Source organism: Rhizobacter sp. P2_G4 (genome assembly GCF_056403575.1).
The window spans coordinates 225,770-242,553 of the sequence record NZ_JBFUFG010000007.1 but is presented as its reverse complement, the minus strand read 5'-3'; the positions used below and the strand labels follow the sequence as shown (position 1 = coordinate 242,553).

Annotated in this window: 11 protein-coding genes; 8 read left to right on the top strand and 3 right to left on the bottom strand. The window is 64.8% G+C overall.

Annotated features, from left to right (window positions below; all coding sequences use genetic code 11):
- The first annotated feature begins 6 nt into the window (after window positions 1–6).
- From phaC to AC1DYS_RS23600, 5 genes are all read left to right on the top strand, one after another.
- Window positions 7–1,722, top strand: a complete 1,716-nt coding sequence (phaC, locus tag AC1DYS_RS23620; RefSeq protein WP_477903677.1) for a class I poly(R)-hydroxyalkanoic acid synthase — start codon at window positions 7–9, stop codon at window positions 1,720–1,722.
- A gap of 59 nt (window positions 1,723–1,781) precedes the next feature.
- A complete protein-coding gene (locus AC1DYS_RS23615; RefSeq protein WP_047484300.1) occupies window positions 1,782–2,960 on the top strand; it encodes an acetyl-CoA C-acetyltransferase in 1,179 nt (392 codons plus the stop codon).
- A gap of 169 nt (window positions 2,961–3,129) precedes the next feature.
- A complete protein-coding gene (locus AC1DYS_RS23610) occupies window positions 3,130–3,867 on the top strand; it encodes a 3-ketoacyl-ACP reductase (protein ID WP_477903675.1) in 738 nt (245 codons plus the stop codon).
- Between the two features lie 130 nt (window positions 3,868–3,997).
- Window positions 3,998–4,795: an oxygen-dependent tRNA uridine(34) hydroxylase TrhO gene (gene trhO, locus AC1DYS_RS23605; protein ID WP_477903673.1), complete on the top strand. Its 798-nt coding sequence runs from the start codon at window positions 3,998–4,000 to the stop codon at window positions 4,793–4,795.
- Window positions 4,782–5,690, top strand: coding sequence for a pseudouridine synthase (locus AC1DYS_RS23600; RefSeq protein ID WP_477903671.1), 909 nt, complete (start codon window positions 4,782–4,784; stop codon window positions 5,688–5,690). The genes trhO and AC1DYS_RS23600 overlap by 14 nt, the downstream gene beginning before the upstream one ends.
- Here the strand turns inward: AC1DYS_RS23600 and asd are convergent.
- On the bottom strand, window positions 5,681–6,538 hold the full coding sequence (gene asd / locus AC1DYS_RS23595; protein WP_477903669.1) for an archaetidylserine decarboxylase: 858 nt from the start codon (window positions 6,536–6,538) through the stop codon (window positions 5,681–5,683). The two genes, AC1DYS_RS23600 and asd, sit on opposite strands and share 10 nt — an antisense overlap.
- Before the next feature lie 264 nt (window positions 6,539–6,802).
- Between asd and ahpC the strand changes: the two genes are divergently transcribed.
- Window positions 6,803–7,366: an alkyl hydroperoxide reductase subunit C gene (gene ahpC, locus AC1DYS_RS23590; RefSeq protein WP_047484305.1), complete on the top strand. Its 564-nt coding sequence runs from the start codon at window positions 6,803–6,805 to the stop codon at window positions 7,364–7,366.
- A gap of 123 nt (window positions 7,367–7,489) precedes the next feature.
- Window positions 7,490–9,043: an alkyl hydroperoxide reductase subunit F gene (gene ahpF / locus AC1DYS_RS23585; protein ID WP_477903667.1), complete on the top strand. Its 1,554-nt coding sequence runs from the start codon at window positions 7,490–7,492 to the stop codon at window positions 9,041–9,043.
- A 72-nt stretch (window positions 9,044–9,115) separates the two neighbouring features.
- On the opposite strand, the gene AC1DYS_RS23580 is transcribed toward ahpF, so the two are convergent.
- Window positions 9,116–11,752, bottom strand: coding sequence for a [protein-PII] uridylyltransferase (locus tag AC1DYS_RS23580; RefSeq protein WP_477903666.1), 2,637 nt, complete (start codon window positions 11,750–11,752; stop codon window positions 9,116–9,118).
- Window positions 11,753–11,774: 22 nt separating this feature from the next.
- Complete coding sequence (gene map / locus AC1DYS_RS23575) at window positions 11,775–12,596, bottom strand: type I methionyl aminopeptidase (protein ID WP_477903664.1); 822 nt, start codon at window positions 12,594–12,596, stop codon at window positions 11,775–11,777.
- A 172-nt stretch (window positions 12,597–12,768) separates the two neighbouring features.
- Here map and purL point away from each other — a divergent pair, with 172 nt between their 5' ends.
- The gene (purL, locus tag AC1DYS_RS23570; protein ID WP_477903662.1) at window positions 12,769–16,767 is read left to right on the top strand and encodes a phosphoribosylformylglycinamidine synthase; all 3,999 of its coding nucleotides are present in this window, start codon (window positions 12,769–12,771) and stop codon (window positions 16,765–16,767) included.
- Window positions 16,768–16,784 lie beyond the last annotated feature (17 nt).

Here is a 16,784-nt window from a genome sequence, read left to right as displayed (position 1 = left end):
AGACATATGAAAAACAGGACATCGACGCCGAAATCGGCGACCGAGGCATTCGCCGCCAACACCGAGGCCGCCCAAGCCTACGGCGCCACGGTCGGCGAGCTCGTCAAGTCGCTGTCGAGCTTGAACGTGCCGCTGCCGGCGCTCGACGCCTTGCAGAGCGACTACGTGAAGCAGGCCACCGAGCTGTGGAACGGCATGGTGGGCGCTTCGGCCGACAAGGTGCCTGTGGCGCTGAATGACAAGCGCTTCGCCGACCCCTCGTGGACCAAGAATCCGTCTGCCGCCTTCATGGCGCAGCTTTACCTCTTGAACGCCCGCACGCTGGCGAAGATGGCCGACAGCGTTCAAGGCGATGAGAAGACCCGCGAGCGCCTGCGCTTTGCCGTGCAGCAATGGGTGGCTGCCGCGGCCCCGAGCAACTACCTGCCGCTCAACCCCGAAGCGATGGAACTGGCGCTGAAGACCAAGGGCGAGAGCATCAGCCAAGGCCTGCAGCACCTTTTGGGCGACCTGCGGCAGGGCCACATGTCGCAGACCGACGAAACGGTCTTTGAAGTGGGGCGCAACGTGGCCACTACCGAAGGCAGCGTGGTGTTCGAGAACGAGCTGTTCCAGCTGCTCGAATACAAGCCGCTCACTAAGACCGTGTTCGAGCGGCCGCTGCTGATGGTGCCGCCGTGCATCAACAAGTACTACATCCTCGACCTGCAGCCCGAGAACTCGCTGATCCGGCACGCGGTGTCGCAGGGGCACCGGGTGTTCGTGGTGAGCTGGCGCAATGCCGACGAAGAAGTGGCGCAGAAGACCTGGGACGACTACATCGAGGATGCCGCCATCAAGGCGATCGGCCTGGTGCAGCAGATCACCGGCACCAAGACGATCAACACCCTCGGTTTCTGCGTGGGCGGCACCATTCTTGCCACCGCGCTGGCGATATTGGCGGCGCGTGGCGAGAAGCCAGCCGCCAGCATGACACTGCTGACCACCTTCCTCGACTTCGCCAACACCGGGGTGCTCGATCTCTTCGTCGATGAAGCCATGGTCCAGATGCGCGAGGTGACCCTCGGCCCTGACAGCCCGAACGGCGGCAGCCTGCTGAAGGGCCAGGAACTGGCGTCCACCTTCAGCGCCCTGCGGCCGAACGAGCTGGTGTGGAACTACGTGGTCGGCAATTACCTGAAGGGCGAGACGCCGCCGCCTTTCGACCTGCTGTACTGGAACAGCGACAGCACCAACCTGCCTGGGCCGATGTACTGCTGGTACCTGCGCAACACCTACCTCGAGAACAACCTCGTCAAGCCGGGCAAGATGACCGTCTGCGGCGAGAAGGTCGACCTCGGGCTGATCGACGTGCCGACCTATGTGTACGGCTCGAAGGAAGACCACATCGTTCCGTGGGACGGCGCCTACCGCAACACCCAGGTGCTCAAGGGCGCCAAATGCCGGTTCGTGCTGGGCGCCTCGGGCCACATCGCCGGCGTGATCAACCCGCCCGCCAAGAAGAAGCGCAGCTACTGGACCGGCGCCACCGCGGCACTGCCCGCAACTGCGCAAGCTTGGTTCGACAAGGCCATAGAGCACCCCGGCAGCTGGTGGACCGACTGGGATGCCTGGCTGAAGAGCCAGGGCGGCAAGCAGATTGCCGCCCCCAAGACACCGGGAAACCGCCAATACAGACCCATCGAACCCGCACCCGGCCGCTACGTCAAACAGAAGGCTTGACGCAGCGGCATGCGTGAGAACACATTCGTCAAACCCGCCGTCATCACAGGAGAATCCACATGACCGACATCGTGATCGTTGCAGCCGCCCGTACCGCCGTAGGCAAGTTCGGCGGAAGCCTTGCCAAGGTTCCCGCCCCAGAACTCGGCGCCGCGGTCATCGTTGACCTGCTCAAGCGTGCCAAGCTCACCGGGGACCAGATCAACGAGGTCATCCTTGGCCAGGTGCTCACGGCCGCCTCGGGCCAGAACCCGGCGCGCCAGTCGGTCATCAAGAGCGGGTTGCCGCAATCGGTGCCGGCGCTGACCATCAACGCCGTGTGCGGCTCCGGCCTCAAGGCGGTGATGCTGGCAGCGCAATCCATTCGTGATGGCGACTCCGAGATCGTCATCGCCGGTGGGCAAGAGAGCATGAGCATGGCGCCCCACGTGCTGCCGAATTCGCGTGACGGCCAGCGCATGGGTGATTGGAAGCTCGTCGACTCGATGATCGTCGACGGCTTGCTCGATGTGTACAACCAGTACCACATGGGCATCACTGCCGAGAACGTGGCCAAGAAGTACAGCATCAGCCGCGAAGCGCAAGACGCACTGGCCCTGGCATCGCAGCAGAAGGCTGCGGCTGCGCAAGATGCCGGCAAGTTCAAGGACGAGATCGTTCCCTTCAGCATCGCGCAGAAGAAGGGCGACCCGATCGTCTTTGCGGCCGACGAATACATCAACCGCAAGACCAGCGCCGAAGCCCTGGCCGGCCTGCGCCCCGCATTCGACAAGGCCGGTGGCGTGACGGCTGGCAACGCTTCTGGCCTGAACGACGGCGCGGCCGGGGTGGTGGTGATGACGGCCAAGAAAGCCGACCAGCTGGGCCTCACGCCGCTGGCACGCATCAAGAGCTACGCCACGGTGGCACTCGATCCGTCGATCATGGGCATGGGCCCTGTGCCAGCCTCGCAGAAAGCACTGCAACGCGCCGGCTGGAAGGCGAGCGATCTCGACCTGCTCGAGATCAACGAAGCCTTTGCATCGCAGGCCTGTGCAGTCAACAACGAGATGGGTTGGGACACCAGCAAGGTGAACGTGAACGGTGGTGCGATTGCCATCGGGCACCCCATCGGTGCGTCGGGTTGCCGCATCCTGGTGACGCTGTTGCACGAGATGCAGCGTCGCAATGCCAAGAAGGGCATTGCCAGCCTGTGCATCGGCGGTGGCATGGGCGTTGCACTGACGGTAGAGCGCTGAAAGAACAAGACCACAAGGCTGTCGCGCTTTGCGACAGCCGCCCCTCGAAGGGAGCAAAGAAAACTTGGGGTGGCCCGGTGTTTTCTTCTCAGTTTGGGGGGAACCCGGTTGACCGGTGTGGCTTGGCGAGAGACGCTAGACCATCACTAAACCCAAGGAGAAAAAAACAATGAGCAAGAAGATCGCGTACGTCACCGGGGGCATGGGTGGCATCGGAACCACCATGTGCCAGCGTCTGCACAAAGACGGTTTTACTGTCATTGCAGGCTGCGGCCCGAGCCGCGACTTCAAGAAGTGGCTCGACGAACAGAAGGCCCTGGGCTACGACTTCCACGCGTCGGTGGGCAATGTGGGCGACTGGGACTCCACCGTCGCCGCGTTCCAGAAGACCAAGTCAGAGATCGGCCCGATCGACGTGCTGGTCAACAACGCTGGCATCACACGCGACGGCATGTTCCGCAAGATGAGCCGTGCCGACTGGGACGCGGTCATCGAGACCAACCTCACGAGCCTGTTCAACGTGACCAAGCAGGTCATCGACGACATGCTGGAGCGGGGCTGGGGCCGCATCATCAACATCAGCTCGGTGAATGGCGAGAAAGGCCAGTTCGGCCAGACCAACTACTCGGCCGCCAAAGCTGGCATGCACGGCTTCACGATGGCGCTGGCACAAGAGGTGGCCAACAAGGGCGTGACGGTCAACACCGTGAGCCCCGGCTACATCGCGACCGACATGGTCAAGGCCATCCGGCAGGATGTGCTCGACAAGATCGTCGCCGGCATCCCGGTCAAGCGCCTGGGCACGCCGGACGACATCGCATCCATCGTGGCGTGGGTGGCGTCGGATGAATCCGGCTTCGCGACCGGGGCCGATTTCTCGGTCAACGGCGGGTTGCACATGGGGTAGCAAGCGGAGCGAAGGGCGAGGGGCCCCGCTCGCGGGGATCGACCAGCGCAGCGCAGCGGCGAACAAGCCGGGCTCGATGCCCGGTTTGTGAGTGCCGGCAAGGGCCTGAGCTTGCGACAATCGCGTCTTCATGACGCCCCCCATCTTCCACATCTCCTTCTACAAGTTCGTTCCACTGCATGATCCTCATGCGGTCGCAGCCCAGCTGCGCCTGCTCGCCGCCAATCTGCTGGGCAGCGTGCTGGTCGCCGAAGAAGGCGTCAATGGCGTGCTCGCCGGCCATGCCGATGCGTTGGACGCGTTCGAGGCGGCCTTGCAGGAAGACGAGCGCCTGGCCGGCATCGTCTTCAAGCGCAGCGCCTGCAAGACACCGCCCTTCGCGCGCCTGAAGGTCCATGTGAAGCCCGAGATCGTGTCGGTGGGCGTAGCGGGTGGCGGAGCCGCCAGCGACACGCGGGTCACCCCTGAAGAGTGGCGAGAACTGATCGCACGAGACGACGTGGTCTTGCTCGACAACCGCAACAGCTTCGAATACCGGCTCGGCCGCTTCAGGAATGCGATCGACCCCGGTGTCACGAACTTTCGTGACTTCCCGCGTTATGTCGAAGCGCACGCCGACGAATGGAAGGCTGCAGGCAAGACGGTGGCGATGTACTGCACCGGGGGCATCCGCTGCGAAAAGACGAGTGCTTGGATGCGTGACCTGGGCCTGCGGGTCCGCGAACTCGAAGGCGGCATCCTGAATTACTTTCTGACCCTGCCGGACGCCGAACGCGAGTGGCAAGGTGAGTGCTTCGTGTTCGACAACCGCGTGGCACTCGACACCCGGCTGCAAGAGACGGAGACCACCGCCGAGCAGGTCTACGCCGACGAGCCCGATGGCGAATGGCGGCTGCAGCGGGCCAGGCGTCTCGATGCTGCTCGCTGAGAGCTTGTCGGTACGCGAGGGCGTGGGCCGCAGCTGCGTCGCCTTGCCCGAGGGGCCTTGGACGACCTTGATTGCCTTCTTCGTGCAACGCTTTCCATCGATCCCGCGCGAAGAATGGCTCGCCAGAATGCAACGAGGCGAGGTGACCGATGAGCAGGGCGCTGCTGTCGGGCCGGACACGGCTTTCACGCCGCACACGAGGCTCTTCTATTACCGCAGCCTGCACGACGAGCCGCGCATTCCCTTCGACGAGGCGGTGCTGTACCAGGACGATGCGATCGTCGTCGCCGACAAGCCCCACTTCCTGCCGGTGACGCCATCGGGTCGTTATCTGCAGGAGACCCTGCTGGTGCGCCTGAAGCGAAAGCTCGGCATCGACACGCTGGCCCCAGTGCATCGCATCGACCGCGAAACCGCGGGCCTGGTGCTGTTCACCGTGCGGCCATGTGCGCGTGGCGCATACCAGGCGCTGTTTCGGGACCGTGCCGTGGAGAAGCGCTACGAGGCCATCGCGCCGATCCGGGCCGATCTGGCCCTGCCGTTGATTCATGCCAGCCGCTTGGAAGAGGGCAACTCATTCATGACGACGCATGAAGTCGTCGGCCAACCGAACGCCGAGACACACATCGAGCTGCTGGATTCGGCCAATGGGCTGGGCCGTTATGGACTGCGCCCGAAGACGGGCAAACGTCACCAGCTGCGCGCCCATATGGCGGCCCTGGGCATTCCCATCGTCAACGATGCCCTGTACCCGACGCTGCTTCCATACGATGCCGCGCCGGACTATCGGCGGCCCTTGCAGCTGCTGGCCCGGTCATTGGACTTCACGGACCCGATCACCGGGCGCCTGCACCGCTTCGAGAGCCGTCACCGGCTCAGGCTCGATCAGGCGTAGTTCGCCATCGGTTCACCCATGCGGATGGCGCCACCGGGCTGCCACGACGGGTTGAACTGCAACGACGCCTTCGGGAACAGCATCACCACCGTCGAGCCGAGCAGAAAGCGCCCCATCTCCTCGCCGCGCTTCAGTGCGACAGGCTTGCCGCCGGTCGCTTCAGGGTAGTGCCACTCGCGAACTTTCTTGACCCGGGGCGGATTGACCACCCCGTGCCAGACGGTCGCCATGCTGCCGACGATGGTGGCTCCGACGAGCACCAGCACGAAAGGGCCGCGCGGCGTCGCGAACACGCAGACCACGCGCTCGTTGCGGGCAAACAGGCCCGGCACGCCGCGCGCCGTGGTCGGGTTGACCGAGAACAGGTCGCCCGGCACGTGAATCATTCGCGTGAGCTCGCCATCACAGGGCATGTGGATGCGGTGGTAGTCCTTGGGGCTCAGGTACAGCGTGGCGAAGCTGCCGTGATCGAAGCGCGCCGCCAAGGTGGCATCGCCGCCCACCAGGGCGGCGGTCGAGTAGTTGTGGCCTTTGGCCTGGAATATCTGGTCGTGCTCGATGGGCCCGAACTGGCTGATCGCGCCATCGACCGGGGATATCAGATCGGCAGCCGCCAGCGGCCGCGCACCCGGTTTCAGCGCACGGGTGAAGAACTCGTTGAAGCTCGGGTAGCTGGCGATGTCCGGATTGGCGGCCTCGCTCATGTCCACCTTGTAGCGGCGCACGAACCATTCGACAAAACCGGTGGTCAGTCGGCCGGCGCGCGCCGAGGCGCCCACGCCAGCCAAGGCGGTCAAGGCCTGCTTGGGCATCAGGTACTGCGGCAGAACGGCAAGGCGGTCGGACAAGGCAATCCTCAGGTCAGAAGGCGAGGCGTGGATTTTAGGAGACCCTTACCGGCCGAGCGGGGTGAGCGCTCTCGACAAAGGCCGTACTGCGAGAGGGTCCGCGACGGAATCATCGATAGATATAATCAATCGATCGCCTTTGTTCAATTCATCATGACAATGCTGCGTTGCACCTAAGATTCACTTCGGTTCGTTGCTCAGGCTGCTTTCGCTACCCAGGCAACGCCGTTTTTGTAGCTCATCCATCAACTCAAAGGGGTCCCCATGTCCATCATCAACACGCAAGTTCAACCCTTCAAGGTCCAAGCCTTCCACAACGGCAAGTTCATCGAAGTCACGGAACAGTCTCTGAAGGGCAAGTGGTCGACGCTGATCTTCATGCCGGCAGCCTTCACCTTCAACTGCCCGACCGAAGTCGAGGATGCAGCCGACAACTACGCCGAGTTCCAGAAGCTGGAAACCGAGGTCTACATCGTCACGACCGACACCCACTTCGCCCACAAGGTGTGGCACGAGACCTCGCCGGCTGTCGGCAAGGCCAAGTTCCCCCTGATCGGTGACCCGACACACCAGTTGACCCGCGCTTTCGGCGTGCACATCGAAGAAGAAGGCCTGGCCCTTCGCGGTACCTTCGTGATCGACCCTTCGGGCCTGGTCAAGACCGCCGAAGTGCATGACAACGCGATCGCTCGTGACGTGAAGGAAACGCTGCGCAAGGTCAAGGCTGCCCAGTACGTGGCCAAGAACCCTGGCCAAGTCTGCCCGGCCAAGTGGAACGACGGTGCCAAGACGATCACCCCGTCGCTGGACCTGGTCGGCAAGATCTAAGCCTTCTCAAGGCCACAGGCCTTCGGGCCTGTTTTCCCCAAGTTGTACCGAGCCCGCCCCCGCCGCCGCATGCGGTAGGCAGGGACGGGCTCGTCCCAAATTCAAGTTCCAGGAGATCCCATCATGTTGGACACCAACCTCACGGGCCAGTTGAAGGCGTACCTCGAGCGCGTGCGAGAGCCGTTCGAGATGGTGGCCTCTCTGGACGACAGTCCCAGTGCGCACGAGATGCGCGAGCTGCTCGAAGAGGTCGCGGCGCTGTCGCCGCTGATCACGCTGCGCACCGATGGGAACGACGCCCGCAAACCGTCGTTCAGCTTGAACCGCATTGGCTCGGACATGAGCCTGCGTTTCGCGGCCATCCCCCTCGGCCATGAGTTCACCTCGCTGGTGTTGGCGCTGCTGTGGGTCGGCGGTCACCCGCCGAAGGCCGAGCCCGAGGTGATCGAGCAGATCAAGGGCCTCGACGGCGACTACCTCTTCGAGGTCTACATGTCGCTGACCTGCCACAACTGCCCGGACGTCGTGCAGGCGCTCAACCTGATGGCGGTGCTGAACCCCAAGGTGCGCGTCGTCACCATCGATGGCGGCTTGTTCCAGAAGGAAGTGGACGATCGCCAGGTGATGGCCGTGCCCATGGTCTATCTGAACGGCGAAGTGTTTGCCTCGGGCCGCATGACGGTCGAAGAGATCGTGGCCAAGCTCGACACCAAGACGGGCGAACGCGAAGCCGCCAAGCTGGATGCTCGCGAACCCTATGACGTGCTCGTCGTCGGTGGTGGCCCGGCTGGTGCCGCGGCGGCTGTGTATGCAGCGCGCAAGGGCATCCGCACCGGCGTGGCGGCCGAGCGCTTCGGCGGCCAGGTGAACGACACGCTGGCGATCGAGAACTACATCTCGGTGCTCGAGACCGACGGTCCGAAGTTCGCGACCTCGCTCGAACAGCATGTGAAGGCCTACGACGTCGACGTGGTGAACCTGCAGCGTGCCGACAAGCTCGTGCCGCCGTCCACGCCGGGCGGGCTGGTCGAGGTGAGGTTCGCCAGCGGCGGCTCGCTCAAGAGCAAGACCGTGATCCTGTCGACCGGTGCGCGCTGGCGCGAGGTCAACGTGCCGGGCGAGAAGGAATACAAGAACAAGGGCGTGGCCTATTGCCCGCACTGCGACGGCCCGCTGTTCAAGGGCAAGCGCGTGGCAGTGATCGGCGGCGGAAACTCCGGCGTCGAGGCGGCCATCGACCTCGCCGGCGTGGTGGCCCACGTGACGCTGTTCGAGTTCGCCGACAAGCTGCGTGCCGACGCGGTGCTGGTGAAGAAGCTCAACAGCCTGCCCAACGTGGTGGTGCACGTCAACGCGCAGACCACCCAGATCACGGGCGACGGCCAGAAGGTCAACGGCCTGGGCTACATCGACCGCGCCACGGGCGAGTCGCGCCATGTCGAGCTGGAAGGCGTCTTCGTGCAGATCGGCCTGGTGCCCAACACAGAATGGCTCAAGGGCACGCTTGAGCTCAGCCGACACGGCGAGATCGTGGTCGACCCCAAGGGCGCGACCTCGATTCCCGGCGTGTTCGCGGCGGGCGACGTGACCACGGTGCCGTTCAAGCAGATCATCATCGCGGCCGGTGATGGCGCGAAGGCAGCTCTGGGTGCCTTTGACCACCTGATGCGTTCCTGATCTCGGGGCACTGAACGAAAAAGGCGGCGCATCAGCGCCGCCTTTTTTCTTGGGCCGTTGCCAAGACCAAGCTCAGGGCGAAATCGCGTCGAGCAACTCGGTTTCGATCTCGATCTGCAACCGGTTCTGCTGCAGTGCCGAGCCGTCGATCAGGAAGGTGTCCTCGACCCGCTCGCCCAGCGTGGTGATCTTGGCGAGCTGCAGATTGATGTGGTGCTGCGCGAGCACACGGGCGATTGAATAGAGCAGGCCGGAGCGGTCGCTCGTGGACACGCCGAGCAGCCAGCGCTGGCCGCGTTCATCAGGGCGCAGCGTGACGCGCGGCGTGATCGGGAATGACTTCACGCGCCGCGACAAGCGCCCGCGCGATGGCTCGGGCAGCGGGCCTTCGGCCTTCAAGGCGAGCGTGGCCTGCGTTTCCACCAGCGAGATCAGGTCGCGGTAATGCTGGTCGAGCTGCGGGCTGATCACCTGGAAGGTGTCGAGCGCATAGCCGGCACGCGTGGTGTGGATCTTGGCGTCCAGAATGTTGAAACCCGCGCTGTCGAAGTAACCGCAGATGCGCGCGAAGAGATCGGGCCGGTCGGGTGCGTACACCAGCACCTGCAAGCCTTCGCCGAGGGACGACAGCCTCGCACGGACCACCGGCTCGTTCGAGTCCACGTGTCGAAACAGCGAGCGCGCATGCCAGGCGATGTCGCCCGCATCGTGGCGCACGAAGTAGCTCAGCTCCAGCGTGTTCCACAGCGGCACCTCGGTGCCGGGCAGCAGCGAATACAGGTTGAGCGTGTGCCGCGCTTCCTGCTTGCGCGACTCGATCTCAGCGTCCATGTTGGGCCGTGCGCCACCGAGCGCGCGCAGCGTCAGGCGGTACAGGTCTTCGAGCAGCTTGCCCTTCCAGGCGTTCCAGACCTTGGGGCTCGTGCCGCGGATGTCGGCCACCGTCAGCAGGTAGAGGGCCGTCAGCCGGCGCTCGTTGACGACGAGCTTGGCGAAGGACTCGATCACCTCGGGGTCGCTCAGGTCTTCTTTCTGCGCGATGCGAGACATCGTCAAGTGGCCCTTGACCAGAAACTCGATCAACGAAGCGTGTTCCTTGCTGATGCCGTGATCGCGGCAGAAGCGGCGAGCCTCGGTGGCGCCGAGGTCGGAGTGATCCCCTCCGCGGCCCTTGGCCACGTCGTGGAAGAGGGCGGCCACGCAGAGCACCCACGGATCGTCGAAGGTCGACGCGAGCTGTGAGCAGAACGGGTACTCGTGCGCATGCTCCGGAATGAAGAAGCGCCGCACATTGCGCAGCACCATCAGGATGTGCTGGTCCACCGTGTAGACGTGGAACAGGTCATGCTGCATCTGCCCGACGATGCGGCGGAACACCCACAGGTAGCGGCCCAGCACGCTGGTCTGGTTCATCAGCCGGAAGGCATGCGTCTGGCCCTCGGGTGACTGCAGCATCTGCATGAAGATCCCGCGGTTCACCGGGTCGCGGCGGAACTCGCCGTCCATCACCTCGCGGGCGTTGTAGAGCGCCCGCAATGTGCGCGCCGACAAGCCCTTGATGCCGGGCGTCTGCTGGTAGATCAGAAAGGTCTCGAGGATGGCGTGCGGCTCGCGCTCGTAGAGGTCGTCGCTGACCACTTCGAGCATGCCGGCGCGGTCGAGGAAGCGCTCGTTGAGCGGGCGCATCGGCGCGTTCTGCGAGCCGTTGATGCGCTCCTCGATGTTGAGCATCAGGATCTGGTTGAGCTGCGCCACCGCCTTGGCCGCCCAGTAGTAGCGCCGCATCAGCACTTCGGACACGCGCTGCCCCTTCGGCGCCTTGTAGCCGAAGCTCTCTGCCACGGCGGTCTGCAGGTCGAACACCAGCCGGTCTTCGCGCCGGCCGGCGACCATGTGCAGCCGTGCACGGATCAGCCGAAGCAGCCCTTCGTTGCGCTGCAGCTGCTTCACTTCGAAGGGTGTGACCAAGCCCTTAGCCGATAGCTCCGCCCAGCTCTTGCCGAGGCTCGCGGCGCGCGCCACCCAGATCAGCACCTGCAGATCGCGCAGGCCACCGGGGCTTTCCTTGCAGTTGGGTTCCAGCGAGTAGGGCGTGTCTTCGTACTTCAGGTGGCGCTGATGCATCTCGAACATCTTCGCGCGCAGAAAGGCCTTCGGGTCCATGGCCGCGGCATGCGCGCGGCGGAAGGAATTGAACACGCGCTTGGAGCCGCACAGGTAGCGCGATTCGAGCAGCGCGGTCTGCACCGTCACGTCGTTCTCGCTTTCGGCGATGCATTCGTCCACTGTGCGCACGCTGGAGCCGATCTCGAGGCCGATGTCCCAGCAGGCGGTGATGAAGCCTTCGACCGACGATTTGAGCGCGTCGTTCGGCGAGCCGGCGAGACGGGCCGTGGCCAGCTCGTCGCCGGGTGGCAGCAACACCAGCACGTCGACGTCGGAATGCGGGTACAGCTCGGCACGGCCATAGCCGCCAACGGCCACCAAGGCGGCGCCGGGCGGCATCATCGCGTGCTCCCACAGCTCGAGCAGCGTCTGGTCGACATGGCGTGCCAAGGCGCGCACCAGCCGTGTGGCAGCCGGCGCGGTGGCGCGCGATTCGCGAAAGTGCGACAACAGCGCCGCCTTGCCCTCGCGGAACTGCGTGCGCTGCTCGCTGATGCTGCGAGCGCCCATGGGCGCTCTGGTGGATTCAGCCACGACCGCCATGGGCGGCTCCCTCAAACGGTTGTCAGGCGGTGGCAGTCGCCGGTGCGGTGACGAAAGCCGGCGGCGGCGGGCTGCCGGCCGACAGCGTCAACACCTCGTAGCCTGTTTCGGTGACCAGCACCGTGTGCTCCCATTGCGCCGACAGGGAACGATCGCGGGTGACGATCGTCCAGCCATCGCCGGCTTCGCGGATGTCGCGCTTGCCAGCGTTGATCATGGGTTCGATGGTGAACACCATGCCCTGGACCAGTTCTTCGAGCGTGCCTGGGCGGCCGTAGTGCAGCACCTGGGGCTCTTCGTGAAACTTCTTGCCGATGCCGTGGCCGCAGAACTCGCGCACGATCGAGAAACCGGCGTTCTCGGCAAAGGTCTGGATGGCATGGCCGATGTCTCCCAGGCGTGCACCTGGCTTCACCTTCATGATGCCCTTCCACATGGCGTCATAGGTGAACGAGCACAGGCGCTTGGCGGCGATCGAGCCTTCACCGACGATGAACATGCGGCTCGTGTCGCCATGCCAGCCATCCTTGATGACCGTGACGTCGATGTTGACGATGTCGCCGTTCTTCAGCGGCCGGTCGTTCGGGATGCCGTGGCACACCTGATGGTTGATCGATGTGCAGATGGACTTGGGGTAGGGCGTGTAGCCCGGTGGCTGGTAGTGCAGCGGCGCGGGGATGGCGCCTTGCACGTTCACGATGTGGTCGTGCGCCAGGCGGTCCAGCTCTTCGGTGCTGACACCCGCCTTCACGTGAGGCATGAGCATGTCCAGCACTTCAGAGGCAAGCCGGCCGGCGATGCGCATGCCCTCGACATCGGCGGCGGTTTTGATCGTGATCGTCATGGTGTGAATTATGGCTTTGGCCGGCGCTGTCGCGCCTTAACTTCACTGCGTGAAGTTAGCCTCCGCCGCAATGATCCAGTCGGTCATTGTGTCACTCGACCCGTAAAATGCCCGGTTTCCACCGGCCAGCCCTACACCCGGGCGGGCCACACACCCCGCACCGAGCCTCAGCGTGACTTCCACACCCAAGCATTTGCTGCACTTCGAGGGCGGCAACGCCTTGTCCGCATTCCGCGCCCAGGCCCTGTTGCCGAGGCTTCAGACGGTCAATTCCCGCATCACCGGTGTTCACGCGCGGCACGTGCACTGGGTCTGGAGCGACAAGCCGCTGGCCGCCGAGGCCGTGAACAAGGTCGAAGCCTTGCTTCGCTACGGCGACGCTTATGCCGGCCCAAGCGATGGCGCGTTGATTGTCGTGGCGCCGCGGCTGGGCACCGTGTCGCCCTGGGCCTCCAAGGCCACCGATATTGCCCACAACTGCGGCCTCGCGATCAAGCGTGTGGAGCGCGTCACCGAATTTCGCGTGACCCTCAAGAGCGGCCTTCTAGGAGGCACGAAAGCGCTGACCGGTGAAGAGCTGCAAGCCGCCGCTGCGTTGCTGCACGACCGCATGACCGAGAGCGTGCTGCTCGCGCGCGAGAACGCGTCTCACCTCTTCGACGAACAGCCCGGCAAGCCGATGGCGCATGTGGATGTGCTGGGCAGCGGGCGCGCGGCGCTGGAGTCCGCCAACACCGAGTTCGGCCTGGCCCTGAGTGGTGACGAAATCGAGTACCTCGTTACCGCCTTCACTGCCCTCAAGCGCAACCCCACCGACGTCGAACTGATGATGTTCGCGCAGGCCAACAGTGAGCACTGCCGCCACAAGATATTCAACGCGCAGTTCACCATCGATGGCGTGCCGCAGGAACGATCGATGTTCCAGATGATCCGCAACACGCACACGCTGGCGCCTCAGCACACCGTCATCGCCTACAGCGACAACGCCTCGGTGATGGAGGGCGGCGCGATCGAACGCTGGCTGCCGCAGGGCTACACCAACGCGCCGCAATACACGGCCCGAAACGAGACGGTGCATGTGCTGATGAAGGTGGAGACGCACAACCACCCGACGGCGATCTCGCCGTTCCCTGGCGCCTCCACCGGTGCCGGTGGCGAGATCCGCGACGAAGGCGCGACCGGCCGCGGCTCAAAGCCCAAGGCGGGCCTGACCGGCTTCACGGTCTCCAACCTGCACCTGCCCGGCACCAGCGAGCCGTGGGAGCAGTCGCCCTATGGCAAGCCGGAGCACATCGCCAGCCCCTTGCAGATCATGACCGAGGGGCCGCTGGGCGGCGCGGCGTTCAACAACGAGTTCGGCCGGCCGAACCTGGGTGGCTACTTCCGCGTTTACGAACAAACGGTAGGCGCCGGTGAAAACGCGCAACGCCGCGGTTACCACAAACCCATCATGATCGCGGGCGGCCTGGGTTCGATCTCCGCATCGCAGACGACGAAGATCGAGTTCCCTGCCGGCACGCTGTTGATCCAGCTGGGCGGCCCCGGCATGCGCATCGGCATGGGCGGCAGCGCTGCGAGTTCGATGGCCGCAGGGGCCAATGCGGCCGAGCTCGATTTCGACTCGGTGCAGCGTGGCAACCCCGAGATCCAGCGCCGTGCGCAAGAGGTCATCAACCACTGCTGGGCGCTGGGAGATGTGAACCCGATCCTCGCCATCCACGACGTGGGAGCGGGCGGCATCTCAAACGCCTTTCCCGAACTGGTGGACGGTGCGGGCCGCGGTGCGCGCTTCGACCTGAGCCAGGTGCCGCTGGAAGAGACCGGCCTGGCGCCCAAAGAAATCTGGTGCAACGAAAGCCAGGAGCGCTATGTGATGGCGGTGTCGCCCGAGGCGCTGCCGATCTTCAAGGCCATGTGCGAGCGTGAGCGCTGCCCGTTCGCGGTGGTAGGCGTCACCACCGGCGAGAAGGAGCTGGTGCTAGAAGACGGCCCGGGCGGCGAGCAGGCCATTTACATGCCAATGGAGGTGCTGCTGGGCAAGCCGCCCAAGATGCACCGCGACGTGCAGCGTATCGAGCGCCAGTTCGCACCGCTGAACCTCGATGACGTGTCGCTCGACAAGGTCGCCTTCGATGTGCTGCGCCACCCTACCGTTGCGAGCAAGCGGTTCCTCATCACCATTGGCGACCGCACGGTGGGCGGCTTGAACAGCCGCGACCAGATGGTCGGCCCGTGGCAGGTGCCTGTCGCCGACGTGGCCGTCACGCTGGCCGACTACAGCGGCTTCCGCGGCGAGGCGATGAGCATGGGCGAGCGCACGCCGCTGGCCGCGCTCGACGCGCCGGCTTCGGGCCGCATGGCCGTCGGCGAGGCCATCACCAACCTGCTGGCCGCGCCGTTCGAATTGCCGCGCGTCAAGCTGAGCTGCAACTGGATGGCTGCGTGCGGTGAGCCAGGTGAAGACGCTGCGCTCTACGACACGGTGAAAGCCGTCGGCATGGAGCTGTGCCCGGCGCTCGGCATCAGCGTACCTGTCGGCAAGGACAGCCTCTCGATGCGCACGCGCTGGAGTGAAGGCGCGGGTGACAAAAAAGAGGCGAAGCAAGTCACCGCGCCGGTGAGCTTGATCGTCACCGCATTCGCGACCATCGCCGACGTGCGACCGACGCTCACGCCGCAGCTGCAGGCCGGCGACACCACGCTGATCCTCATCGACCTCGGCAACGGCCAGAACCGCATGGCCGGCTCGATGCTGGCGCAGGTGCTGAACCAGTTCGGCGACGCGGTGCCCGACCTCGACGAACCGGCGCGGTTGAAGGCGTTGGTCAACGCGATCAATCAGCTGCGCAGCGAGGGGAAGCTGCTCGCCTACCACGACCGCAGCGACGGCGGGCTGTGGGCAGCCGCGTGCGAGATGGCCTTCGCCGGCCACCTGGGCGTGAGCCTCAACATCGACATGCTGGTCACCGAAGGCGACGGCATCAGCGACAGCCGTGCCGATTTCGGGGACTCCAAGAACTGGGCTGGCCAGGTGAGCGGTCGCCGCCAGGAGTTGACGCTGCGCGCGCTGTTCAACGAAGAACTGGGTGCCGTGATTCAGGTGCCGACCGCCGTGCGCAACGAGGTGATGCAGGTCTTGCGCGAGCACGGCCTGAGCAAGCACAGCCACTTCATCGGCAAGCCGAACGACCGTGGCGTGATGGAAGTCTGGCGCGATGCCAAGGCCGTGTTCAGCGCACCGTTGCGCGACCTGCATCAGGCCTGGGACGACGTGAGCTGGCGCATTGGCAAGCTGCGCGACAACCCGGTCTGCGCCGATGCCGAGCACGAGGCCGCGGGGCGTGCAGACGACCCGGGTCTGCACGTCCACCTCACGTTCACACCCGAAGCGGCTTCAATCAAGAAGACGCGCCCCAAGCTCGCCATCCTGCGCGAGCAGGGCGTCAACAGCCACATCGAGATGAGCTACTCGATGGACCAGGCCGGGTTCGACACCTTCGACGTGCACATGAGCGACCTGCAGACCGGCCGGGCACGGCTCGATCAGTTCCAGGGCTTCGTCGCCTGCGGCGGCTTCAGCTACGGCGACACGCTGGGTGCCGGCGAGGGCTGGGCCCGTTCGGTGATGTTCAACCCGGTGCTGGCCGACCAGTTCGCCGCCTTCTTCCAACGCAAGGACACCTTTGCGCTGGGCGTGTGCAACGGCTGCCAGATGATGGCCGCGCTGTCGCCCATCATCCCCGGCGCTCAGGCGTGGCCGAAGTTCGTGCGCAACAAGAGCGAGCAGTTCGAAGCGCGTCTGAGCCTGGTCGAAGTGCTCGAGAGCCCGTCGATCTTCTTCAAGGGCATGGCAGGCAGCCGCCTGCCCATCGCCGTGGCGCACGGCGAAGGTTTCGCCGATTTCTCGCAACGAGGCGATGCGAAAGCCGTGCACCGCGCGATGCGCTTCGTAGACAACACCGGCGCAGCCACCGAGGCCTATCCGTTCAACCCTAACGGCAGCCCGGAGGGGCTCACCTCGGTCACCACGCCCGATGGCCGCTTCACCGTGCTGATGCCGCACCCCGAGCGCGTGTTCCGCAACGTGCTGATGAGCTGGACCTCGGGCGACAAGAGCGCGCACAGTCCGTGGATGCAGATGTTCCACAACGCACGCCGCTGGGCCGATTGACGGCACGCCAAGAGCCA